The sequence below is a fragment of the Porphyromonas sp. CAG:1061 genome (assembly GCF_000435035.1).
Classification (GTDB): domain Bacteria; phylum Bacteroidota; class Bacteroidia; order Bacteroidales; family Porphyromonadaceae; genus Porphyromonas_A; species Porphyromonas_A somerae.
The window spans coordinates 1-24403 of record NZ_HF988946.1; the positions used below are offsets into that span (position 1 = coordinate 1).

At 45.0% G+C, this 24403-nt stretch carries 17 protein-coding genes; 7 read left to right on the top strand and 10 right to left on the bottom strand.

Annotation, left to right across the window (positions count from 1 at the left end):
- Positions 1-550: 550 nt before the first annotated feature.
- From QVO39_RS08090 to trxA, 7 genes are all read left to right on the top strand, one after another.
- The gene (locus tag QVO39_RS08090) at positions 551-2770 is read left to right on the top strand and encodes a hypothetical protein (protein ID WP_021903744.1); all 2220 of its coding nucleotides are present in this window, start codon (positions 551-553) and stop codon (positions 2768-2770) included.
- Positions 2770-3021: a hypothetical protein gene (locus tag QVO39_RS08095; protein WP_021903745.1), complete on the top strand. Its 252-nt coding sequence runs from the start codon at positions 2770-2772 to the stop codon at positions 3019-3021. Before QVO39_RS08090 ends, QVO39_RS08095 begins: the two co-directional genes overlap by 1 nt.
- A 402-nt stretch (positions 3022-3423) precedes the next feature.
- Positions 3424-4761 carry a radical SAM/SPASM domain-containing protein gene (locus QVO39_RS08100; RefSeq protein WP_021903746.1) on the top strand — a complete coding sequence of 446 codons (1338 nt, stop codon included), beginning with the start codon at positions 3424-3426 and terminating at the stop codon, positions 4759-4761.
- A gap of 205 nt (positions 4762-4966) precedes the next feature.
- A complete protein-coding gene (locus QVO39_RS08105; RefSeq protein WP_021903747.1) occupies positions 4967-5710 on the top strand; it encodes an SIMPL domain-containing protein in 744 nt (247 codons plus the stop codon).
- 42 nt (positions 5711-5752) lie between these two features.
- Positions 5753-7822 carry an NAD-dependent DNA ligase LigA gene (gene ligA, locus QVO39_RS08110; RefSeq protein WP_021903748.1) on the top strand — a complete coding sequence of 690 codons (2070 nt, stop codon included), beginning with the start codon at positions 5753-5755 and terminating at the stop codon, positions 7820-7822.
- A 5-nt stretch (positions 7823-7827) separates the two neighbouring features.
- Complete coding sequence (gene dnaE, locus QVO39_RS08115; protein ID WP_021903749.1) at positions 7828-11460, top strand: DNA polymerase III subunit alpha; 3633 nt, start codon at positions 7828-7830, stop codon at positions 11458-11460.
- Positions 11461-11538: 78 nt separating this feature from the next.
- The gene (gene trxA / locus QVO39_RS08120) at positions 11539-11853 is read left to right on the top strand and encodes a thioredoxin (protein WP_021903750.1); all 315 of its coding nucleotides are present in this window, start codon (positions 11539-11541) and stop codon (positions 11851-11853) included.
- An 84-nt stretch (positions 11854-11937) separates the two neighbouring features.
- Here trxA and QVO39_RS08125 read toward each other — a convergent pair whose 3' ends face one another.
- The 10 genes from QVO39_RS08125 to QVO39_RS08170 form a co-directional block, all read right to left on the bottom strand.
- Positions 11938-13041 carry a DUF5074 domain-containing protein gene (locus tag QVO39_RS08125; RefSeq protein ID WP_021903751.1) on the bottom strand — a complete coding sequence of 368 codons (1104 nt, stop codon included), beginning with the start codon at positions 13039-13041 and terminating at the stop codon, positions 11938-11940.
- A 29-nt stretch (positions 13042-13070) separates the two neighbouring features.
- Positions 13071-14558, bottom strand: a complete 1488-nt coding sequence (locus QVO39_RS08130) for a hypothetical protein (RefSeq protein ID WP_021903752.1) — start codon at positions 14556-14558, stop codon at positions 13071-13073.
- A 2-nt stretch (positions 14559-14560) separates the two neighbouring features.
- Positions 14561-16534: a TonB-dependent receptor plug domain-containing protein gene (locus QVO39_RS08135; RefSeq protein WP_021903753.1), complete on the bottom strand. Its 1974-nt coding sequence runs from the start codon at positions 16532-16534 to the stop codon at positions 14561-14563.
- A complete protein-coding gene (locus tag QVO39_RS08140) occupies positions 16531-17661 on the bottom strand; it encodes a DUF5074 domain-containing protein (RefSeq protein WP_288171942.1) in 1131 nt (376 codons plus the stop codon). Before QVO39_RS08140 ends, QVO39_RS08135 begins: the two co-directional genes overlap by 4 nt.
- Before the next feature lie 46 nt (positions 17662-17707).
- Positions 17708-19144 (bottom strand): lytic transglycosylase domain-containing protein, encoded by a 1437-nt coding sequence (locus tag QVO39_RS08145; RefSeq protein ID WP_021903755.1) that lies wholly within the window; start codon positions 19142-19144, stop codon positions 17708-17710.
- A 13-nt stretch (positions 19145-19157) separates the two neighbouring features.
- On the bottom strand, positions 19158-19835 hold the full coding sequence (locus QVO39_RS08150) for a DUF5683 domain-containing protein (RefSeq protein WP_021903756.1): 678 nt from the start codon (positions 19833-19835) through the stop codon (positions 19158-19160).
- Complete coding sequence (locus tag QVO39_RS08155) at positions 19832-20743, bottom strand: ParB/RepB/Spo0J family partition protein (protein WP_021903757.1); 912 nt, start codon at positions 20741-20743, stop codon at positions 19832-19834. The genes QVO39_RS08150 and QVO39_RS08155 overlap by 4 nt, the downstream gene beginning before the upstream one ends.
- Complete coding sequence (locus tag QVO39_RS08160; RefSeq protein ID WP_021903758.1) at positions 20740-21510, bottom strand: ParA family protein; 771 nt, start codon at positions 21508-21510, stop codon at positions 20740-20742. Before QVO39_RS08160 ends, QVO39_RS08155 begins: the two co-directional genes overlap by 4 nt.
- A 126-nt stretch (positions 21511-21636) precedes the next feature.
- Positions 21637-22056, bottom strand: a complete 420-nt coding sequence (locus QVO39_RS08165; RefSeq protein WP_021903759.1) for a Fur family transcriptional regulator — start codon at positions 22054-22056, stop codon at positions 21637-21639.
- 9 nt (positions 22057-22065) lie between these two features.
- Positions 22066-23985 (bottom strand): heavy metal translocating P-type ATPase, encoded by a 1920-nt coding sequence (locus QVO39_RS08170; RefSeq protein ID WP_021903760.1) that lies wholly within the window; start codon positions 23983-23985, stop codon positions 22066-22068.
- Positions 23986-24403: the final 418 nt, after the last annotated feature.

The window sequence follows — 24403 nt, forward strand, 5'->3', positions numbered from 1 at the left end:
CTTAGTTGCATCTCGCCGATCGCTTAGTTGCATCTCGGCAAACGCTTTTGTATGGTATTGAATTCCAATTGATTGCGAAGGAGGTCTTGACGCCCCTATTTTATTCAAATTTTGAACATTATTTATTAGCTTGAAAAACGGGCTAGTCGAGTGCCCCGTAAGCCACAAACGGATGCCTGCGGATGACCCCTGATAACCGAGGACCCCATAGTAGACACCACCCTCTCCTCTCTTTCGGATGACTATATCTATCTCTCAAATGTTAAATTAATGGGTCAACCCCATTTTTAACTATTAGAATGAATAATTGTTTGAGATACTGCAGAGATCTCGCAGTATCTAATGCTATATTTGCCTCAGAAGAATAAACACATTAAGAGAAGTAGCACTATGATTTCGGGGAACATAACATTTAAATGCGATGAGTGTATGCACAGATTACAACGATGTCAAGGAGCCTCAAGCTATCTCCTAGCATTTCTACTCTCTTGACTGTACAATTTTAGACTAATTAACTGCGGTTTATATGCTATCTTAAATAAGTAATAATATGAGCAAGATTTATGATGAGTTTGTAGCTAGGCTAGGGCGTGATGTAGTGCCTGGTCTTTATGATTATGTTGATAATAACTATACTTTTCTCATTGATATTCCAAGTGAACTAGCAACTCGACTGCGAAGCAGTTTTTATCTTTCCTCAGATGAGGAAATTTTGATGTTCAGAAGTAAATGGAAGACGAAAGGATTTGGTATAGAGGCTTTCATCCAATCTTTTAATAGCTTGGCAGGAGTGTTACTTACTAACAAGCGTTATATCCGTAAATTTGATGTGGACACCAAGGAGGAAGATATGGTTGATTTGGATTGGTATGTTCTTGATCATTTTAGTTGTAAGGATAGAGTTGTTTATACTCATTTTTCTAGTGGTACACAGATTGAGGAAGGAGATATTTTGTGTTCTTATTTTAGGAGTTTCTCGCTACGTACAGAATCTGAAATCAATGAATTTGACGAGAAAGGATATGGGACACTGTTTTGTGACACACTAAATAGTATAATTAAAATTGCAGACAGTGAATCACCAGACAAGGTGTACTATAAATTGATAAATGAGCAAAAGTTTGATGAGGCAAAAAGTCATATGCTTTCAACTATCAACTCAGCAAAACTTATATACAATAAATGGTTTTATCAATATCTTTATGCTTCTTGCTTCTATGAAGAGAGCAAAACGCTGTGCTGTGATAATGATGAACCTGAAGAGCAACGTATAAAAAAAGAATATTTATTGAAGGAAGCGGTAAATGTTTGTAGAAGTCTGCTCCGTGAATTTGAGCGTGAAATAAAAGTAAATGAGAATCTCGTGCAAAGTATATTGTGGTTAAGAGGTCAAGTTTCGTATCTTCTAATACAATGTGTAAACAGCGATCCTTCTATCAGGAATGACGTCGGTTGGACATTCGTTGATGAGCGAAATCATCTTTTCTATGTACTTGAAAATAAGGCTCAGGTTAATGATGCACATAGAATGTTAAATGGTGAGTTGTCATTCAGAGAGCTATTGAAGAAAGAGGGTGCTGAAGAAAATGAATACAAGTCACTAGGTGAGGTTTTAGAGTATGCCGATAGAAACGTGATGTTGTTCGTTAAGAATGAGGCTGAACTTGCAGGAATGGTTGATAATGAGGGAAATATACCTCTTGTGTGTACTCTAAAAGACTATCCTCGTTCTATTCATCTACCTATTGGTCATCCCAAAGCAAATACACTATATTTCGCACATCCTGTTAATTCTGATGTTTACCTTCCTTTTGAAACTGCATACGATGTTTTATTTGTGGAAATGGTAAAAGAGTTTTGCTATCTCTGCCAATGTCTTGGTGCTACAGAAATCAAGTTTGTGATGACTAAGGGTAGTTCTTCAAATGGTCAGTCTGCTATCTTGAATAAACTTGAGCTAGAAGTAGGGCGAAAAGCTCTTGGAGTAAAAGGTTCGTCAGATGAAAATATACTGGAGCAAAATGCTTCAGAGACGAAACGAGAACACGAGATTACATACACTTATGAGCCAACTAGCAATCCATACGTTCCTAATGATTTAGTTTGGCTGAAGAATAATGAGGAGTGGAATAACCTTGTGCGTCAGCGTACGAATGGAGGTAACTTACTTAGCTATACGGAGCGTATTTCATCTCATGACTCTTCAAATATGAGTTCTTCACACAATCGACAGTTAAAGGCTTCGTTTTCAAACTTGATATCTAAAGTGGACCCATCGTATGAGCGGAATGTTGAGCAGACCTTTAGTAATATTGAGGAGAAAGAAATCGTGATATCTGTGAATTTCAAGTCGGTTGACCAATTACAAAAAGTCAATAGAGAAGTGCTAGAGGTGGAGGCACCTATTGTAGAAGCCTCTATTGTTGAGACAGGAGAGCATTCTGATGCGGAAAAAGCTTTTATTGATGAGATTAAGTTTGCTATAGAAGAGGATGGAGCTATTACTTCTCTTCATAAAGTTTTTCTCGAGCAAGTTCGTAGTAAGCTTGGTCTCTCCAAAGAGGTAGCAGATACATTGATTGCAGAATATTCTGATCCTTACACAGAAAATGAAAAGGAATATATGAAGGCTGTCTCGGAATATATCGTTGATGGTGCCATTGCAGAAGAAAGTGATAGACTTCTCGTAAGATTCGCACGATTGCTAGATATCAGTGCAGAGCGAGCATTGGAGCTCCAATCAAAATGTCTAAATGAAAATAATGGCTGATGAAAAAAGTAGAGATGAAGCCAGGTCAAAAGTATTACTACATAGTCTTACGATACATGACTTGGGAAAGCAATATGAATGTGAAGGAGGGGACGGTGCCATCCGAAGCTGATGCTTGGGAAAAGACGATTGAAAATTTGCGGAATAACTTCTTCTTGACTAAAGAAGATGCCGAAAAAGCTCGTGCCCAAATTGAAGAGGTTTTCAAAAGTGCTAGTTTGAAAGTTGCGCAATTCTTAGAAGATGATTAATTGTGTTGTGTATGAATGTAATTTAATATATTGTTTGAGCTATAGGCATTCTTAAGATATGTATTTGTGGCAGATATCTTCTAATGTATGTTGTATTTTTGAGGAATGCTCAATATCTGCTTTGTTTCAAATTTATTCACCTTGAGCAAGTGAGATTAAATTATGTGTTAATATGGAAATATGCTACGAAGTTTCTAATTATGTTGAGAATGGAAGAGTCTTAGCCGCTGCATGTTGGGGGCACTGTTGCACTCATGGTGGTTATGGTAATACAGAATGGTAACCATTAAACGTTGTACTACTATAGACTAGACCATAGCATAAGCAGTCTCTATTAAGTATGTTTGAACAAGGGTTTGTCACCCTTGTTCTTTTTAAAGGATGTTTGTTGTTTTATGATATATGAATATTAAGAGAAGTGTTGATCCTTGTCACCGATTTATATTCCCCTCAAATATAGTTAAGGTTGATTATAAGGGAAAGATATTAGTTATTTCCCCAAATACAGCTAACTGGATTGTATTAGAAAATGATCTACAGTTTGATTTTTTTAAACTATTAGTTCAACACCAATTAGATGAAGCTTTAGCTTTGTATACAGGAGGAATTGATAACGCAAAATATACGGTTACACAGATAGTAGCTCGGGATTTTTGCAATACCGAGACTAAGAGTTGTATTAATGATAGCGTTAAGCAATTGCATTTTTATCTTACTAACAGTTGTAACATGACTTGTCCTCACTGTTATATGTTTTCAGGGAAAAAATCTGAACAGGAATTGAGCAGTGAATGTATTAAGAAGGTTCTAACTAGCTATTCTGAGTACGGGTCATCTGTAACTTTTTCAGGTGGTGAGATCACGATGAGAAAAGATTTGTATGATATTGTTGCTTTTGCATCTAATGAGTGCAAACTAAATGTTAGGCTTATGACTAATGGCGTCTTATGGGATGAGTCTATGATTGATAAATTTAGCCCCATTATTAATTCAGTTCAAATATCTATTGACGGATATTCAGAAGAGTCAAATGCACTTGTGAGAGGAAAGGGAAACTTTAAGAAAGCGATTAATACTCTTATTAGGTTTGCAAGCAATGGGGTACATTCTGAGATTGCAATTACTCCCCCTTTTTCAGTGGTTATTAATCATGAAGAAGATAAGTATGTGGAATTTTGTAAGGAGTTATTCGAGATTCTTCCACATAATAATTTTAGTGTCAAGTTTTCTGAGCAGATCATCGACGGAAGAAGTGTCCATTTGACTCAAGAAGAGCAAATGGAGTATTTTAATTCAGTTTCTCGAATAAAAGCACAGATAGCAGGATATGATATAAGAATCCGATCTTTTGCAAACGCTTTTCGTGATTCAACGATTATGGATAATTGCATGTATGGTGTTTTCTCCATTGACGCAACAGGTCAAGTTTATTTATGTGCACGCGTTCCATCTTTGAAGCCAATATGCAATGTGAAAAATACTCCATTCTCTAGGATTGTTATGCTTTCAAAAAAAGCACAAGATATTTCTAGAATTGATAATTTCAAACCCTGCAATTCTTGTGAATTGATGTATATATGTGGAGGAGGCTGTCGCGTTGATTATTTCCCTGAATTTGCACAGATTACTGATGTGAGTAATTGTAATGTGAAATCCTTTTCTCCTCGTAAATGTACATCTGATTTAAAGGAAAAATTTTATGATTTAATGATTGAAGCTAATCACCTTTTATACAGGTAAGTAAGTGTTCTGTCTTTGTTTTTCATTTTACCATGCGATTTCTTGATAGCTCTGGTACAAGAAGTTGGTGTTGGTCTTTTAATTAAGTTCTACCTTGGTTTTTGTGTGGAAAAACTTTGGTGGGGGCTTTGTGGTGGCGGTAGTTTTTGGTATCTTGCACGAAAGGTAATTCTATCCAATAACCATTTATTTAGAGTTGGAACGTATGGAACAGGGAAAGGCAAAATTGATCGGGACGTTGGCTATAGCAGTGGCGATGATTGTGGCTGTGGCGATTGGAGGACATGCTCTTGTGCATCGTAATGATGGGCCTAAGACACTCAGTGTGAAGGGTGGGGCAGAACAAGACTTCGTTAGTGACTTGGTGGTGTGGAATGTGACGATTCAGAGCCATTCGTCTACTCCATTGGAGGGGCTGAAAGATGTGGAGCGTCAGCAAAAGATATTGGCCAACTTTCTCACCACTCGTAAGGTGCAGGAGAGTGAGGTGGTCTTTGGCCCAGTCTCTTATCGGGAGGATATCACCGGCTACTACGATCCTAAGCAGGAGCGGTATATTGAGATTAAGAATGGCTTTATCGTACAGCAAACTGCTACGGTGACTAGTCAGAGAGTGGATGAGATAGAGAATGTGGTGCGTGAGGTGGGTGAGCTGATTGCCCAGGATGTGACTGCTAACTCTGAGGACCCTCGTTATTACTACACTAAGCTGGCCGACCTGAAGCTACAGATGGTGGCGGCCGCCTCTGAGGATGCTCGTATGAGGGCAAAGCAGATTGCTGATGAGAGCAAGGCACGCCTGGGAGGGTTACGGAAGGCGAGCCTAGGTACTTTCCAGATAATAGGTAAGCACTCTAATGAGGATTATTCGTGGGGTGGTAACTTCAATACCTCTAGCAAGGAGAAGACGGTGAGCATCACGGTCACTGCGGAGTATCTAGTGAAGTAAAGAAAACCCATAAATATCTCAGATCCCTCTACATAAGCATCTATGGATTTATTTCAGGCAGATTATGATCGGATAGCAGAGCTTCGGAAGCTTCTGGAGCGATATGAGCAGGAGTACTATGTGCTGAATGCTCCTACCATTAGTGACCAGGAGTTTGACCTCTTGATGAAGGAGTTGGAGGCGCTGGAGGAGCAATATCCCGACCGTGTGACTCCCGATTCGCCCACACAGCGGGTGGGCAGTGAGTTTTGGAAGGAGGGTAAACTGGGGAGGGTGAGCCAGTCTGAAGGATCTACGTTTAAGCATCGCTACCCGATGCTTTCGCTTGCCAATAGTTACTCGTGGGAGGATACGCTGGACTTCTACCGACGGGTTCATCAATTGGCGGGGAAGGATGCCGACTTGGTGGCGGAGCTGAAGTTCGATGGTACCTCTATCTCTATTATCTATGAAGGGGGAGTCTTGAGCCGGGCTTTGACGCGAGGTGATGGCACAGTAGGCGAGGATGTGACGAGGGCTATCCAAGCGATGGAGTGTGTGCCGAAAAGGCTTGAGGGCGAGCATCTACCTACCTATGTTGAGGTGCGTGGAGAGATCTTACTCCCTTGGGCGGAATTTCAGAGAATCAATAAGGAGCGTGAAGAGGAGGAGCTTCCTCCATTTGCTAACCCTCGAAATGCAGTGGCGGGAACCATTAAGACGAAGGAGCATGTGGAGGCGGTGATCCGTAGTCGTCGCCCAACCGCTTTCTTTTATTACCTACTGAGTGATGATGAGCAGTGGTTGCCCGACCTGCATCACGACCGCTTGGCACTGATGAGGAAGCTGGGGCTCCCTGTGGATGAGCATAGCCAGGTATGCGATTCGCTAGAAGGTCTGAAGGCTTATCTGGACTATTGGGACACCCATAGGCATCAACTACCAGTGGCAACTGATGGGGTAGTGGTGAAGGTGGATAGCTATGCGCTGCACGCTCTTTTGGGCACCACGGCGAAGTCGCCCCGTTGGGCGATGGCCTATAAGTTTTCGGCTGAGAAGGCGTTGACGCGACTAGAATCGGTCAGCTATCAGGTGGCACGGACGGGGGTGATGACGCCTGTGGCGAATCTGGAGCCGATAGAGCTCTCTGGGACTACTGTTTCGAGGGCTACGCTCCATAATGCAGATATCATTAGTGAACTAGATCTGCACATTGGGGACTTGGTGATGGTGGAGAAGGGGGGTGAGATTATCCCGAAAATCACCTCGGTGAGGTACGACCTTAGGGATGAGAAGACGGGTGCTGCGGTGACGATGCCTAAGGTTTGTCCGGATTGCGGAACTCCACTAGAGCGTGAGGAGGGGTTGAGTGCTACCTTTTGCCCCAATGAGTGGGGCTGTCCGGCTCAGATCGAGGGTAAGATAGAGCATTTCTGTAGCCGTAAGGCGATGGATATCAATATTGGTCCTAAGACCATTCATTTGCTTTGCACTTTGCTGGGGGTGAGGAGCGTGGCGGATTTGTATGACCTTACTGAGGGAGAGCTTCTGAGGTTGCCTAGCTTTAAGGAGCAGAAGGCGACCAATCTACTCAAAAGTATCGAGGCCTCTAAGGCGACCCCCTTTGATCGGGTGCTTTTCGGCCTTGGCATTCGTCAGGTAGGGAGTACGGTGGCAGCACATTTGGCCGATCACTTTCGGTCACTGGAGGCGCTGCGGTCGGCAAGCCGTGAGGAGCTTTTGGAGCTAGAGGATATTGGTCCGGTGATTGCGGAGAATATCCTGAGGTATTTTGTGGAAAGCCACAATGTGGAGACGTTGGAGCGACTGGAGAGGGTGGGGCTACAATTTAGCTTTACGAAAGCGGCTGCTCCTAAGCCAAAGGGTTCGCTACTGGAGGGGATGAGCATTGTGGTGAGTGGCATTTTCCATACCATTACACGTGACGAACTGAAGGAGCTGATTGTGGCGAATGGAGGTAAGAATGTATCGAGTATTAGCGGAAAGACGTCGCTGGTGATCGCTGGGGAGAATATGGGGCCAAGTAAGCGGGAGAAGGCTGAGAAGCTAGGAATTGAGATGATGAGCGAAGAGCAGTTTTTCGCTAAGTATGATGAATTGAAGGGGAGGTAATATAGATGCAGAACTTTGTACACTTACATGTCCACTCTTACTACTCTGTACTGGATGGACAGTCGTCAATAGAGGGGTTGCTGGAGCAGGCAAAGAAGAATGGACAGCCAGGGATTGCCCTTACAGATCACGGGGTAATGCTGGGGATTAAGTCTTTTTGGGACGCCCCTAAATCGATGAAGAAGAAAAAGATCAAGGACCTTACGAAAAAGCTCGAAGGGGCTTCGGAGGAGGAGAAGCCAAGGATCCTTGAGGAGATAAAAGGGTGGGAGGATTGGAACTTTAAGCCCATCATTGGCTGTGAGTGCTATGTGGCAAGGAACGGGCGCCTGAGCAAGAAGGGGAAGCAGGACTTGAGTGGCTATCATCTGATTGTGTTGGCGAAGAATATGCAGGGGTACAAGAACCTCATTAAGATGGTTTCGAGGTCTTCGTCCGAAGGCTTTTATGGTCGTCCTAGGATTGATAAGGAGCTGCTGGAGGAGTATCATGAGGGATTGATTGTGCTGAGTGCTTGTCTCGGTGGAGAGATTCCGCAGTTGATCATGAATGGTCGGCTGGAAGAGGCTAAGCAGGCAGTGCTATGGCACAAGGAGGTCTTTGGGGAGGACTATTATCTAGAGTTGCAGCGACACAAGACCGATAAGCCAAGGGGAAATCAGGAAACTTATGCTCATCAAGTGAAGGTGAACGAGGTTTTGGTGCAACTCTCTAAGGAGACGGGGGTAAAGCTGGTAGCAACCAATGATGTGCACTTTGTACGAGAGGAGGATGGAGAGGCGCACGATAGGCTGATTTGCGTGAGCATGGCAAAGAACTACGAGGATCCTAACCGTCTGACCTATACTAAGCAGGAGTGGCTCAAGAGTACGGAGCAGATGGTGGAGCTATTTGCCGATATCCCTGAGGCGATAGCCAATACCATGGAGATTTTTGATAAGGTTGAGACCTATTCTATTGAGAATAAACCTCTGATGCCACACTTTGAGATCCCAACTGAGTTTGAGAATGATGATGACTACCTCCGTCATCTAGCCTATGAAGGGGCTCATAAAAGGTTTGGTGAGGAGCTGAGTGCTGAGGTGACGGAGCGACTGGACTTTGAACTCTCTACCATTAAGAATATGGGTTTCCCAGGCTACTTCTTGATTGTGCAAGACTTCATTGCCGAAGCTCGCAAACTGGGCGTGGCTGTGGGACCAGGTAGAGGTTCTGCCGCTGGCTCATTGGTATCCTATTGCCTGCGGATTACCGACTTGGATCCACTGAAGTATGACCTGCTTTTTGAGCGTTTCTTAAATCCCGACCGTATCTCTTTGCCTGATATTGATATAGACTTCGATGATGACGGTCGGCAAGATATCCTGAGGTGGGTGACGGAGCATTATGGTAAGGAGCGTGTGGCACATATCGTTACCTATGGTACGATGGCAGCTAAGATGGCCATTAAAGACCTTGGTCGTGTACTAGGATTGCCTCTTTCGGAGACCAATGCACTGGCAAAGATGATCCCTGACCGTATGCCCGAGGGTGGCAAGGTCAATATCAATAATACGCTGAAGCAGATACCAGAGTTTAGGGATGCCTATTACGAAGGTGATCCTCTCAAACATGATGTGATAGAATATGCACGGCAGCTAGAGGGAACCGTGCGTAATACAGGCGTGCATGCTTGTGGTATCATTATCGGTCAGACTGATATTTCGGACGTTGTTCCGACCTTTGTGACCACTGATAAGGATACAGGTGAGGACATTTTGGTGACACAATACGAGGGGAGTGTGATTGAGTCAACCGGCTTGATCAAGATGGACTTTTTGGGTCTTAAGACCCTCTCCATTATTCGTGAGACGCTCAATAATATCAAGCTTCGGCATGGGATAGATCTGGATATTTCTAAGATTCCTCTGGATGATGCCAAGACTTATGAGCTCTTTAGTGTTGGAAAGACTTCGGCTGTATTCCAATTTGAGTCGCCTGGTATGCAGAAGTCACTGATGCAGCTGAAGCCCACTAAATTTGAGGACTTGATTGCTATGGTGGCGCTCTATCGACCGGGTCCTATGGATAATATCCCCTCCTTTATTGCCCGTAAGCATGGTCGGGAACCAATTACTTACGACCTCTCTGTGATGGAGGAGTATCTTGAGGAGACGTATGGTATCACCGTTTATCAGGAGCAGGTGATGCTTCTCTCCCGAAAGATTGCCAACTTTACTAGAGGGCAGTCGGACTCTCTCCGTAAGGCGATGGGTAAGAAGCTAATCGACCAGATGGCTTCGCTGAAGGAGTTATTTATGGAGGGAGGTCAGAAGAATGGTCACCCTGCGGAGATTCTAGAAAAGATTTGGGGCGACTGGCTCAAGTTTGCTTCGTATGCTTTCAATAAGAGCCACGCTGCTTGCTATGCTTGGGTGGCGTATCAAACGGCTTATCTCAAGGCTAATTATCCTGCAGAGTTTATGGCAGGGGTGATGAGCCGAAACCTCAATAACATCACCGAGATTACGAAGTATATCGATGAGAGTAAGAAGATGGGGATTGAGGTCTTCAATCCTGATGTAAACGAATCCAACTTCGCCTTTTCGGTGAATAAGGCTGGGCATATCCGCTTTGGACTGGGTGCTATTAAAGGCTTTAGTAGTTCGGCGGCACGGGAGATTATTGAGGAACGGCGCGAGAATGGACTTTTTGCCGATGTCTATGACTTTTTCGCTCGGGTCGAAGGAAAAGCGACCACTAAGAAGGTCTCTGAAGCATTAGTGCTGAGCGGCGCATTTGACTCTTTCGAGACTTTCACTCGTGAGGATTACTATCAAATGGAGGGCAATAAAGAGGAGACCTTCTTGGATAAGTTGATCAACTATGGCAATAGAACTCAGGAGGAGAAGGCACACTCAATGGGCTCTCTCTTTGGTGATGACCTCTTTCAAGAGATGGCGAAGCCAACGCTCTCGGAGCATGCTCCAGCGTGGAATGATATGGACCGCCTGAATAAGGAGAAGGAATTATTGGGCTTTTATCTCACAGCTTCTCCACTAGACCAGTATGCACTTCCACTGAAGTATAAGTGCAATATTGGAGTGTCAGAACTACGAGACGTGATGGATTATGTGGGGAAGGAGCTGATCTTCGGTGGCATTGTGACTGGGTTCCGTGAGATGATGACCAAGAAGAATACCAAGGCGGGCTTCATTAAGATACAAGACTACAATGGTGAAGGGGAGCTGGCTCTCTTTGGTGACTCCTACCTTAAGTACTCTATGTATGGCCGTGAGGGACTATTTATATTGGTGCGTGCTGAGGCTGAGATGGGCTACTCGGGTGACCGTGCTTTCCTTAAGATCAATAGCATACAACTACTGGAGGAGGTGGCTGATTCACTACTGAGCGATCTGCAGATTACTATCCCCACATGGGCTATTACTGAGCAGTTTTATGAGGATATTATGCCTCCGCTGAATAATTGTAGAGAGACAAAGGGACCTATGTCCATAGGTTTTTATATCTTTGATAGCACTCAAGATGTTTATGTCAATCTAGAGTCGTCGCAGCTCTCAGGAGTATCGGTCTCTACTGAGCTACTAGACAAACTGGCTCTTTATGAAGAGAGTGGGGTTAGTTTTGAATTGAAATGAACTATCTAGGCGAGTGATGTGTTGAATATAGTAGAAGAGAGAATATAAACAGTATAATTTTTAATAGAGATAAGTATTATGGCTTTAACTTTTACAGATGCTAACTTCCAAGAGGAGGTAGCTAAAGGTGGTGCAATGGTGATTGACTTCTGGGCACCTTGGTGTGGTCCATGTCGTATGGTTTCACCTATCATTGATGAACTTGCTGAGGAGTACGGTGATAAGGTACGTATCGGTAAGATGAATGTGGATGAGAATAACGATGTGGTAGCACAGTTCGGAGTTCGCAATATTCCTACAATCCTTTTTGTTAAGGATGGCGAGGTAGTTGACCGTAAGGTAGGTGCCCAAAGCAAGGACTCTTTGAAGCAGTCTATTGAAAAGATCCTATAAGCTATCTGCTTTGTGACAAATAAAGGGGTGCATACGCTTGTATGCACCCCTTTTGATACTATCGCACGAAGGCGATATTATTGATTATCTATTAGCTGGGAAGTAGAAACCGGCAGGATAAGCTACCTTATTTTCGTACTTCTTAACGAGCTTACCAGTGTCGCCAGAGAGATCTAGCTCAAGGATGGCATTCACATCGTTTTCACTCCAATCTTTGATACGAGTGATGTAGACGTGACCTGTGCGTGGGTGTACTCCTAGGCTATTGTAGGTGATAGTTCCTTCAGGATAAAAGCCTTCGCTAGCGACATCGACCATTGCCTTTGTTTCGTTTTTAGCAAAGTTGTGGCGGTAGATGACTGAGCCAGCACCGGCGTAGTAGATGATGTCGTCTTTTGCAGCGATCACTGATGACCTACCCCAGTAGCTATCGCCCATTGCCTTACCTTCTGCACCTGTAATTTCATTTTGCTTAATGATAGAGAGGTCGTCGGAGTTGATTCTGTAAATGGTGCTCTTCTCACCTGCAGGAGCTGCTACAAACACATCTCTACGGCAAGCTTGTGCTATGCCCTTGATGGAAGCATCTAGTGTAAGCTCTTTGGTAACCTTATCTTCGTTCCTATTGATAGAGACTAGTTTCTTGTCTACTGCGGCTACTACTCTATTGTTTAGAGCTACCATTTGCATCTCGGAAGCACCGTCAGTGCCCTCTACCTTGGTGAGTTTGCCATTCACGAGGTCTAGACGATGGATCGCCTTTGCGTCACGAATAAAAATATTGTGTAGGTCGAGAATGGCGATGTGTGAAGGCTTTTCTAGATCTGAGATGAGTTCTGAGTAATCCTTATCTATGCTATAATCAGCAGTTTTTAGAGAAACCAATCGACCTTTGTGCGTTCCTTCTATTGGATCCTTGGCAATAACGTAGGTATAATCACTGAAGAAAGCGAGATCTTGTGCTGTGCCTCCTAGGTTTGATTTATCAACCTTAGACTGGTAGCCGCCTTCTGCATTAATGACGTCAAGGAAGCCAGTCTCTTTATTGTATACTCCTTCGTTGAGGACAAATACACGAGCATCATTTTTGCTCTTTTGTGAGTCTGGAGTCTTGTCAGAATCGGAGATACAGCTAAATAGCGCTAAGCTACTTAGTAGCGTGAGTAGTAGTAAATTAAGCCTTTTCATTGTTCTGTTGTTTATAAATTAATGAATACTTATTTATCTGGTATAGTAGCGGCAGTAAAGGTGGTGCTGAGTAGTTCTCCCTTCATTGAGCCATTGTTTAATGGGCTCCAGGATATTCCGTGCCAGCTGCCATCTATTAGTAGCGTATTCCAAATACCAGTGCTGGAGTAGCCAAATGGGTTGAGACGTCTTTCTTTGTGAAAGTAAGACCAATAACCAATTTTGTAAAAACCTGTCTGCCATCTAGCGGTAGGGTCGCTGATGGTGAAATGGTCCGCAGCATCGTCCTTCTTTGGATCAAAGTCCACGATATGAACCCCTTGGCTCTTGAGTGTGAGGACCTTTTCTTTGTATCTTATCTCATAGGGACTAGTACCAATGATAGGACGATAAGCAATGCTGAATAAACAAGTGCCACTTTTCATACCTTCACCGATAGCAATCAGTAGTCTAGGATCTTGATTAGCAATCTCCTCTAGCATTTCACCTGTACTCTTCTTCCCATCAAAATGATAGCCCCATACAAGTGCTTCGGGTTGTTTTCCATCGTGCCAATCAATCACTAGTGCTACCTTTTTGCTTCCTGTGCCAATCCAATACTTGATATCTCTGAATGCGAAGTAAGGATCTCCGCCACCGGAGCTATTTGCTGGGTCGTAATTAAAAAGCTGTCTACTAAGTGAGATCTTATCCGCAGTCTCAAGGCCAATGGCCATTTCGTCGCTGAAAGGAACGGCGTTACTTTCAATGTCGTTGGCAGTGATATGAACCTTGGTCTCTTTGTTTGCCTCTGGAAGCCAAAGTAGGATCTTTTGACTTTTCTTCGGTTGTAGCTCTTGGACGTTGAAACTGAGTGGCAGGGAAGAGAGACTCTTTTCTCCTTTTAATTTGCCCTCTACATAATCATAAGTGGAACCTTCCCATAGCCAAGGTGTATCGGAAGTGAGCTGCAGCTCCTTTGGTGCCGTAAGTGGTTGATCAGACTGATTGGATAGCTCAATAATAGAGAAGTGCCCAAGCGTGGAGAGCTGTAAGGATTGTTTGCCTGATGACCTGTGTAGAGTCGTCTCTGGTAGATAGATTGGTGGGTTAATGCCCTTCTCGCGAAGATTGAAGGAGGGGTTCTTGTCATTATCTTGTAGTGGCGCTTGATAGGCTAGTAGAGAAGGGGTCGAATGGTCGCCCTTTCTTTTCACCTCCCCCCGAATGGTTAGCCGTGTGGTACGCATATCCTCAGGTAGGGTGATGGAAAGAGTCGCTTTCAGTCCATCAGAATGGCGGGTGGGGGTCAGTTCTTGGAGGGTGATGCTTTTGCCACCGCTGAGAATTTCTAGCGTAACTAGATCATCTTCTTGCCAGAAGTAGCTTAAGTTTTTGCTTATCTCTTGGCCGGAGAACATTGCTGGCATGGAGAGTTCTAATTCAAGTTCTCCAGTATCAGGGGTAGACTTTTCACCCTTACATGCTGTTAGGAGCAACGATAGTAGGGCTAGTAGGTAAATGATAGTTTTCTTCATGATTAAAACCTTATTTGTAGTGAGCCAAGTACTGTGCGTCGGGGCATTGGGTAGTACTTGGTCGATTCGTAGTAAGTGTTGAATAGGTTGTCTATCCTTATTTGCGGGGTGATAGCGTACTTTCCGATGGTATAATGATATCCGAGGAGTAGGTGGGATACATTGTAGGGTCGGGTGAAGTAGCTTTGGTCGGTGGTAATGTATCGTACACCGACATAAGAGGTCTGTAGGTTGAGAAAGCAGCGTGCATAATCGAGTGTGAAGCGGAGGCTCCACTTCTGGCGAGGCACGTAGGGAAGTTGGTGGAGGAGAGCACCATCATCATTATGTTGCTTGGTGCGAGTAAAGGCACGGGTAAAAGCGTAACTCCAAGAGAGAGAACTTCGGACCTTCTCGCCAGTGTAGGCTACTTTGAGGAGCAGGTCCGTGCCGTAAGAGCGCGTGTCTCTCTTATTTTGTGGTCGCCAAAGCCATTGATTGTGGCTCTGACCTGACCGTACCGTTTCGTCTACTGGTAGCCAGAGGATCCAATCGTCTATATCCATAAAGTAGCCAGTTGCCTCAGCTGAGAAGTCTATTGGGGCTTTGAAAGGGTGGATCTTGAATAGTAGAGTGGCATCATAAGTGTATCCTTTTTCAGGACGAAGGTGGGGATTGCCCCCCGGGTGCCAGTACAATTCATTGAGAGTGGGCTGTCGGTAGTTGTAGGAGAAGGAAGAGCGTAGATGAAGCATCTCGGGGAGTATCGTAGCGGATGCTCCTAGGGAGTAGGTGAGGACAGGGCGGCGCCAATCTATACTCTCAATCATCAATCGACCATCGGTAATTAGCCACTCAATAGGCTTATAGCGGAGTGCGTGGTGCCATGCGAGCATATCTCTCGTGGCACCTGCGATGGGATCCTCTTCTCTGCTATCCTCTGCTTTGGCACGGTCGTGCCGGTAGGTGAGGGTGGTATTGTAAAGCCACTTTGGGCTAAATGAATGGCTAAAGTCAATGCTGGAGTGTACAGTCCGTGAGCCATTGAGGTTATTGGTCGGTGGAAAGTAGTCGTTATCGAACCACCGATGATACTTCATACCATACTGGATGTAGGCTATCTTGCCCTCCAGTTTACTAGCTCCAAAGTAGCCATTGTATCCTATATATGCTCTTAGGTTTTGCTCCTCTTGACGCTCGTGAACTGTGGTTTCAATACCTAGTGGCTGCGGTAGCATTCGATTGCCACGTTGATACCAAAGTGCAGAGGAGAGAAAGGCTTGATCGCCTAAGCGGAAGTGTAGTTCCTGCATAGCCGAGAGTATTGAGAAGCTTGCATCTTGTCGACGTTCCTTGAAGGCATCAAGGCCTGAGACTTTATTGATGTATTGATAGTCATTATCGGAGTGCTGGTAGTAGGCTCTGCTTTTACCAGAAAATCGACGGGTGCCGTACCGGGCATACCCTTTGGCAGTGTAGGTGTTGTATGAGCCATACTCGGCACCAAGGTCAAAGTGAGAAGCTCCGTCCCAATAGGGGAGGTTATTGATGTTGACGCTTCCGCCAACCGCTCCTGAACCACTCTTAATATCGTTGGCACCATGATAGAGGGCTACCTGGTCGGCAAAGAAGACTGGCATCTGGGAAAAGTCGAATATCCCTGCCATCACAGGGGTGATATTGATACCATTCCAATTAACTCTTGTCTGAGCTGCACTGGCCCCACGAAAGGAGGCGGTAGCATTGGCACCAAGTCCTTGGCTCTTGACGCTGATAGAGGTGTTTTCGGCAAGTAACTCCGCCATATTTCTAGAGCTATTGATCTGTAGTAGCTCAATAGGTATTTGCTCTATTTTAGCTCCTGTATTAACTTCGGAACGGGTGGTAATGGATTTGGAGACCACAAATAGCGTATCTAATACGGTGGTCTGCTCTTGTGCGTAAGAGACTATGGCGCCAGCACAAAAGGTAAGTACGATGCTAAGAATTCGCTTCATTGCCAACCTCCTTTCGGTGGAAAGAATATGCGATTGGGGTATACACCAACCTTATAACTTCGTACTTCACCACCATCTTTGGGAAACTGACGAATATACCCACGCTGTGCGGAGTAATCGAGGCAGTCGCAGATAAAGACATCTCCATCGGGGGAGACATTCATGCCATACATCATCTTAACTCCAGGGAGCTCGAGATATTTGGAGACTTTGTGACTGTCTACATCAATGGTGAATAGGGTCTGTAGAGGTTGCCCCTCTTTCGACTGAGTGTAAAGATTGATATAGATATATTGCCCAGTGGGGTCTATATCTACACGATTGTTTTTGGGCATACCGATGATATCGCCCTCCTGAGGCTCTGAGCGATCAAAGGGTAGTACCACCTCAGCTACGATCGTTTCACTCTGAGAGTCGATAGCCGATAGCTTTACTCCATTGGGCAGAAGGCTAGTGCACCACACTCTTTGGCGGTGGTCAACTAGCAACTGGCAACCACCAAGCTCCCATGGAATATCTAGCCCATCTATAAGTCGCATATTGGGTATCCATAGCTTTTCGGCATCTAAAATGGCAATTCCTCGATTGAGGTAGGCGCCAAATACCTTGTTTCTGACTGTAACCATCTGCTCTATACCTGAACTTGCAGTGGGGAGTGAGATATACTCTAGTACCTCATAGGGTGGGGTGGTGCTGATCTTCACTAGCTGACCGTACAGGTCACTAACCAGTGCGGTATTATTGGTCAGGGGAGTGATGTAACGTGGTGAGCCACTTTGGCTATATCGTAGGGAAGCAACGGACTTAAAGGTGGTGGGGTCTAGCACTTCTATACGTCGACTGTTATTAATGGCTACGAAAAGCTTGCCATTGATGAGGGTGATGCTTTGGGCAACATCACCAAGTGGTCGCTGATTGATTGGCTCAAAGACATCCCAGTAAATGGTACCATCCTTATAGACAGCGGAGAGTGCTGCCGTATTGGTGGTGAAAAGCCCTTCATTGACTACTAGAAACTGGAGTGGGTTATCCTTTGAGAGCTGGATAGAAGGTAGCTCTGGTACTCTATCGCATGCCAATGCAAGTAGCGAGATGAGCAATACTATTAATCGATAGCACTTAGACATAATTGTCTTTGATATTTGCCGTGACAAGTGGGGTTAATAAGTGGATCTAATAAGGAATAACTAATCGCTGACCGGGCCGTATGTTATTTCCGCGAATGTTATTGGCTCGCCTTATCTTTTGTACGGTGGCTCCTTTATGCTTTTGAGCTATTCCGCTTAGGGTGTCACCTTTCTTTACCGTATAATACCTGACCTTTGGAGAAGCACTACTTTGTTTGGAGCTTCTTTGGCTACTACCTTTGGAGCCGTTGATGGAGAGCTTTTGCCCAACCCTTAGGCTGTTACTAGAGAGGTTATTCCACGCTTTGATATCATTTATTGTGACCCCGTATTTAGAGGCTATCTTGGAGAGCGTCTCACCTCGCCTTACGATATGGGTGATCGCTTGGGCAGCGGTATCATTGCTAGACTCCTTAAGCTCTGCGGTACTCTGCTCCGACTGTCGCTTGGCGAGTAGCTGATCCTTTTGTATACTAAAAGCAGTAGCATCGGCAGTGGGTAATCTAAGTATCTGTGTACCGTTATTACCGGGGATAATCCTCTTTTTATACATTGGGTTGAGATCCTCAATCACCTTCATATCCACTCCGCTGGCATGCTGTATCTCATCGAAGCTGAGTCGGAAGTTAATATGTACGGTATCGGTGGCGAGAGGGACATTGACTATATTGGGTCGGATATCGTGCTCATCGTAGTGCTCCATAGCATAGAAAGCAGCAATGAAGAAGGGCACGTATGATCGGGTCTCACGAGGTAGGTATTGATAAATCTGCCAGAAATCGGTCTTACCTCCTGAGCGGCGGATAGCTTTATTGACATTCCCTGGACCACAATTATAGGCGGCAATGGAGAGCATCCAATCGCCGTATAGAGCATACATATCCTGAAAGTAGCGTGCCATTGCTTCGGAGCTCTTGTAGGGGTCGCATCGTTCGTCGACCATGCTATCGATATGAAGTCCGTAAGCCTTGCCCGTGGGGAGCATAAACTGCCAAAGCCCCGTAGCTCCAGCCCTACTGACAGCAGTTGGGTTGAGGGCACTCTCTACGATGGCGAGGTATTTTAGCTCTAAAGGCATTCCATACTTATCCAAGGCCGACTCTATGATGGGGAAGTAGTAGGTGGCCTTAGCAAGCATTAGGCTGAGCAGGCGACTTCGCTTATTGACATAGAGCTCAATGGCTTCGCGAACTATGGGATTGTATGTGAGGGGAATGGCACTCTCCATAGCGTGTAGACGACTGCGATAGAGTTGATCTAGTGTCCGAGTACTTTGGGTATTGGGCTTATCTCTCTTGGAGAGATTGTAATATTCTTTATATCTACGATTGAATAGTGAATCAAGGCTCATCTCAAAGCTTTCGGGAAGTCGGCCAAGATCCTCTATGTTTACCTCCTCCCCATTATTGGGCTCTTGACTGAAAAGTGCAGTGCAAAAACCAAGTAATAGGGTAGCTGTAAGAAGAAGTCTATTCATCGTCATATGTCTAAAATGCTTAGAATGTAAGTGCTAATTGCACGCCTATCCCGCTGTCGGGCGTTTGTGGGGTGGAGGGGATATAGGCTGGGGCATAGGAAAGGGTGAGATTAGGCGAAATATCGAAGCTATATAGCTCAGCATCAACATAGGCATCAATCATAAATAGGGCATAGATACCTACAGTAATGATGATGCTGAGATCGCGATTGCGTCGATAGAAGTCACGACCTCTCCTAAGTTGTTCGTGAAAGCCTGTATTATTGACATAGCTCTTGGGGTCTGCACCGTAGGGGATAAAGTCTTTCCAACTTTGATGCTCCATAGGTGTGGAGCTCTTGATGTCCCTAAATGCAGTTGCGTAATCAAGGAGGTTATTATTATTCCAAGAGATAGCATAGTAGCAAGCCGTATAGGCACCAATTACTATAGGGAGTTTCCAATATACTCGGTTGTACACTTGTCCACCACCAGGGATGATGCTAAATAGTACGGCTTTTGTGGAATTGGGTTGAAAGCTCTTGACCTCTTTACTCTTTTTATTTGGCACTACCTCTTCTACTACCTTGTCTCTAGTGGCACTTTGAACGACGGAGTCGGGAGGTATGCTATCAGTTGGCACAAGGGCTGCTTTGGCCGATAGCGATAGTGCCAGCCAAAAGAGTGCTAGCAATGAGATTTGCTGAACTCTCCTCATAGTCGGTCTAGCAGTGCAAGAATATGCTCAAGCTGGTCATTGGATTCAAATGGGATATTTATTTTCCCCTTGCCCTGCTCACTGAGCGTCATGGTCACCTTGGTCCCAAAGAGACTTCTGAAGCGATTGGTGAGTAGCTCTACCTCTTCGCTATTAGTGGGTTTCCTTCTGCCGTTGTTGGAGGAGCGTGGTTTATTGGGTATCTCTTCCTCTGGCTCATTGTAGTCCTTGACCATCTGCTCTAGGCTACGTACTGAGATGTGGTCTGCGATTACTTGCTCGTAGAAAGCTAGTTGCACCTCAGGATCGTCGATGCCTAGAAGAGAACGGGCATGCCCCATAGAGACTTTGTTATCCTTTAAGCCCATTTGTATCTCTGCAGGGAGCTTTAAGAGCCGGATGTAGTTGGAAATAGTGGCTCTCTTCTTGCCCACTCTATTGCTCAGCTCTTCCTGTGTAAGGTCGTAGCCTTCGATCAGCTTCTTAAAGGCGAGTGCTACTTCGATGGCGTTGAGGTCTTGGCGCTGAATATTTTCAATCAGAGCCATTTCCATAATCTGCTCATCTTCAGCGGTGCGTATATAGGCAGGGATGCGCTCGAGCCCAGCTATCTTAGCTGCTCTATACCGGCGCTCTCCACTGATGATACGGTACTTCCCTATATCATCAGTGAGTGCATGCACGGTGATTGGCTGAATAATACCTAGGTGCCTAATAGACTGTGCTAGCTCCTCAAGGGCTTCAGGGTCAAACTCCTCTCTCGGTTGCTCGGGATTAGGTATGATATCCTCAAGATTTATTTCATTAAAGGAGGAAGAGCCCTGCACATCCACATCACTGAGTGTTGGTGTGATCAGAGCATCTAGTCCCCTGCCAAGGCTATTTTTCTTATTGATGTTTTTGCTCATAATTGTTTGTTCTTCTCCAGAAGCTCGCGAGCTAGTTGAAGGTAATTTTGACTGCCACGAGAGTCGATATCAAAGTCTAGCACCGACTGCCCGAAGCTAGGAGCTTCACTAAGTCTCACGTTACGATGTATGACACTGGAGAATACTAAGCTCTTAAAGTGTTTCTTAACCTCCTCGTACACTTGATTGGAGTGTCGAGTACGGGCATCATACATGGTCATAAGGAAGCCCTCAATATCTATCTTTGGATTGATTCTTCGCTTAACTACCTGCAAGGTGCTCAATAGCTTGCTGATCCCCTCCAGTGCAAAGTATTCACACTGTACAGGTATGATTACAGAGTCTGCTGCAGCCAAGACCGATACCGTGATGAGTCCTAAGCTTGGAGAACAATCGATAAATATAAAGTCATAATCGTCTCGAAGCTGATCCGTAATCTTACGCATTACGAACTCACGGTCAGGGACAGAGACTAGCTCTACTTCTGCCCCAGAGAGATCGCTATGAGAGGGAAGTATCATGAGCCCTTCCACGGAGGTCTCCACAAGACACTCACGAGGATTGGCTTCGCCTAGCATACAATTATAGACAGTCTTATCGGGTGATAGAGGCGTTGCTCCCAAGCCACTTGTTGCATTGGCTTGAGGGTCGGCATCAATGATAAGCACCTTCTTCTCCAAGGCCACAAGTGATGCTGCGAGATTAATCGTCGTTGTTGTTTTACCTACACCACCTTTTTGATTAGATATTGCTATTACCTTTCCCATCTATTGCTCTATGAAGTCAACTTTTTCACACTAGCAAAGGTAATCAATTATCTATTATTCCCCAAAAAGCTAATAAAAGAGCTGGGGAAGGAGGTTTTAGGGGTAGCGGATCGGTAGCTACACTGCTCAGCGCTTACAATGTGGGCAAATGCCTTTGAGTATGAGGGTGTATCCATCTACTTGGAAATCCTCTGGAATAGCTAGCTGTGTAAGATCCAAGGTGATGCCCTCTAGGCAAATTGTCTCGGCACACTTGCGGCAGGTGAAGTGGGCGTGGGTCAAGGGGTGGTCGGCACTCTCTACCTGACTAACGGCATATTTTGCGATGCCACTACCATCCTGTATTTGGTGGATAAGACCTGCTTCGAGAAATAACTGTAGATTGCGAAAGATACTACTTTTATCTACCGTGGGTAGCTCTACCTCTAGGTCGCTAAGGCTCATTGCTACAGTAGCCTCTTCAAGGGCTTGGTAGAGGAGGTACCTTACAGGGGTTACTCTTACCCCAAAGTGACTGAGTAGCTTGGATAGTCTTTCTCGTTCCATAGTCTTTTCTTAATTAAATGGTTTGGCTCTAAAGTAGAGTGCGCGGAGTGAATTGAGTACTGCAAGGAGCGTCACCCCCACATCGGCGAGCACTGCAAGCGTCAGCGACGCAAATCCCATAAGTGCCAAAATCATTACCGCTAGCTTGAAGCCTAGTGCAAAGATAATATTTTGAATCACAATCTTATGGGTATTCCGAGATATTTCTATCCCTTGGACCACTTTGTATGGATCGTTGCCTTGAATGACCACATCTGCAGCCTCTATAGTTGCATCGCTAGCAATACCTCCCATTGCTATACCTATGTGGCTCATAGTCATCACTGGTGCATCATTCAGCCCATCACCCACAAAGGCTACTCGGTCTTTTTCCATCAATTCCTCAACCGCTCTCATCTTGTCATCAGGGAGTAGGGCGCCTCTTGCGTCACTAATCCCTATCTCTTTGGCTGTTGCTTGGACCACTTCTGGTTTGTCGCCCGACAGCATCACCAGTTTCTTTATCCCAAGCTTTTGTAGCTCGTTGATGGTCGACTTACTCTGCTTTTTGATTCGGTCGGAGAGAATTACCGTGGCTTTCACTACACCACCGATAGCAAGTAATACAGCACTTTTCCCCCTTGGCGATAGAGATTCAGGTACCTCAAGTCCCTCCTTGTGCATCATCCGTTCACTTCCCACAAGTAGCTTTTCGCCATCTTGGCTTATTGCTGTCAGCCCCATTCCCGTTACCTCCTCGATATCCTTTACCTGCTTGTGGATACTTTCCGTGGTATGCCTAAGAATAGCTTGTGCCATAGGGTGGCTGCTATGTGCCTCTACTGCTGCTATGTAACCCAATGCTTCCTCACTGCTGATCCCTGAGGTGAGTACTTTCTTTACCTCAAACTCTCCTACTGTGAGGGTGCCGGTCTTATCGAAAACTACTGCTGTAATCCTTCTTAGCTCCTCTAGGTAGAGAGCACCTTTGAATAGTAGCCCATGACGACTGGTAGCACCCATGCCGCTAAAATAGGTCAGAGGAACACTGATGACCAATGCACAAGGACAAGAGATTACCAAGAAGACTAATGCCTTATAGAGCCAATCAGAGAACTCGTATTGGAAGCTAGAAGATGCCAAGCTCCATATCCATGGTGCTAATACTACAAGGAGAGCAAGCCCGAAAATAATTGGGGTATAGACTCTTGCAAATCGACGAATTAGTCGCTCTGTTTCAGGCTTTCGTTCGCTCGCCTCTTCGGTCATCTGAAGGATACGTGCCAATGTGCTATCCTCGTATGGTTTGGTCACTACAATATCTATAGGGCGTGCACTTACGACACTCCCCGCAAGGATTTCTGAGCCTTTTTCTCTCTCCTCAAGCATACTCTCGCCTGTGAGAGCGGAGAGATCCAAGAGGGCTTCTTCTGAGAGAAGTTTCCCATCTAGCGATACCCGCATGCCAGGTATTACCCTCAGGTGGTCGCCTACTTTAGCTTCATTGGCTGGGATCTCTAGGGTCCCTTGATCTAAAATCTTTAAGACGGTTTGACTGCGTACATCGGCAATCTTGGAGATATCGTGGCGTACCTTATGGACAGCTTTATCTTGTAGGTACTCTCCTAGTTGATATAGTAGCATTAGGAGTACCGCCTCTGTCTGTTGGTTAATAAAGAATGCGCCAATGGCTGCAATTGACATCAAGGCACACTCGTTGAAAAAGGAGTGCTCTCTCCTCAATAACTCCCATGCCTCAACCAGCACTGGAATGCCGACCGGACAAAATGCAAGGATATATAGCACATTTTGTAGCCAGCCCTGTGGCCACCAACTCCAGAAGTGCTGACCCGCAATAATGAGCACTAGGATGGCTGCCGATATACAAATTGGCTTCAGACTAACCTCCTCCTCCTCATGTCCGTGATCGTGACTATGACTATCTCCCATAATTCTTGTACCTGTTTGATTGTTATTACTTCCACAAAGATAGACCCTTTTCTCTGCAACCTAGTTGCAGAGTTGATCCTACTATAGCTCTACTGATAAGGTGGCAATAATTCAATTTTACCTGCGAACTTCTTGAGAAAAATAGGGCGTTAAAAGATGTTTTTGTAATAGGTTGATACTCAGTGTCGTATAAAGGCGCTAGTTTAGTTGCAACTAAGCAATCGGTTAGTTGCAACTAAGCATTTGCTTAGATGCATCTAAGCAAATGCTTAGTTGCATCTAATTTTTTGCCTTGATATACCATCGGGTTATGAAGCTCTATAGCTAGGCTCAAAAGAGGCTAATTGGAGAATGGCACTTCGTGCAACATTATCGTGCACTTATTGAGCATTACCATGATACAGAAAAAAATCACCCC

Coding starts and splice junctions, on each gene's coding strand:
- QVO39_RS08090 (WP_021903744.1), top strand. CDS start 551: ATGAGCAAGATTTATGATGAGTTTGTAGCTAGGCTAGGGCGTGATGTA.
- QVO39_RS08095 (WP_021903745.1), top strand. CDS start 2,770: ATGAAAAAAGTAGAGATGAAGCCAGGTCAAAAGTATTACTACATAGTC.
- QVO39_RS08100 (WP_021903746.1), top strand. CDS start 3,424: ATGAATATTAAGAGAAGTGTTGATCCTTGTCACCGATTTATATTCCCC.
- QVO39_RS08105 (WP_021903747.1), top strand. CDS start 4,967: ATGGAACAGGGAAAGGCAAAATTGATCGGGACGTTGGCTATAGCAGTG.
- ligA (WP_021903748.1), top strand. CDS start 5,753: ATGGATTTATTTCAGGCAGATTATGATCGGATAGCAGAGCTTCGGAAG.
- dnaE (WP_021903749.1), top strand. CDS start 7,828: ATGCAGAACTTTGTACACTTACATGTCCACTCTTACTACTCTGTACTG.
- trxA (WP_021903750.1), top strand. CDS start 11,539: ATGGCTTTAACTTTTACAGATGCTAACTTCCAAGAGGAGGTAGCTAAA.
- QVO39_RS08125 (WP_021903751.1), bottom strand. CDS start 13,041: ATGAAAAGGCTTAATTTACTACTACTCACGCTACTAAGTAGCTTAGCG.
- QVO39_RS08130 (WP_021903752.1), bottom strand. CDS start 14,558: ATGAAGAAAACTATCATTTACCTACTAGCCCTACTATCGTTGCTCCTA.
- QVO39_RS08135 (WP_021903753.1), bottom strand. CDS start 16,534: ATGAAGCGAATTCTTAGCATCGTACTTACCTTTTGTGCTGGCGCCATA.
- QVO39_RS08140 (WP_288171942.1), bottom strand. CDS start 17,661: ATGTCTAAGTGCTATCGATTAATAGTATTGCTCATCTCGCTACTTGCA.
- QVO39_RS08145 (WP_021903755.1), bottom strand. CDS start 19,144: ATGACGATGAATAGACTTCTTCTTACAGCTACCCTATTACTTGGTTTT.
- QVO39_RS08150 (WP_021903756.1), bottom strand. CDS start 19,835: ATGAGGAGAGTTCAGCAAATCTCATTGCTAGCACTCTTTTGGCTGGCA.
- QVO39_RS08155 (WP_021903757.1), bottom strand. CDS start 20,743: ATGAGCAAAAACATCAATAAGAAAAATAGCCTTGGCAGGGGACTAGAT.
- QVO39_RS08160 (WP_021903758.1), bottom strand. CDS start 21,510: ATGGGAAAGGTAATAGCAATATCTAATCAAAAAGGTGGTGTAGGTAAA.
- QVO39_RS08165 (WP_021903759.1), bottom strand. CDS start 22,056: ATGGAACGAGAAAGACTATCCAAGCTACTCAGTCACTTTGGGGTAAGA.
- QVO39_RS08170 (WP_021903760.1), bottom strand. CDS start 23,985: ATGGGAGATAGTCATAGTCACGATCACGGACATGAGGAGGAGGAGGTT.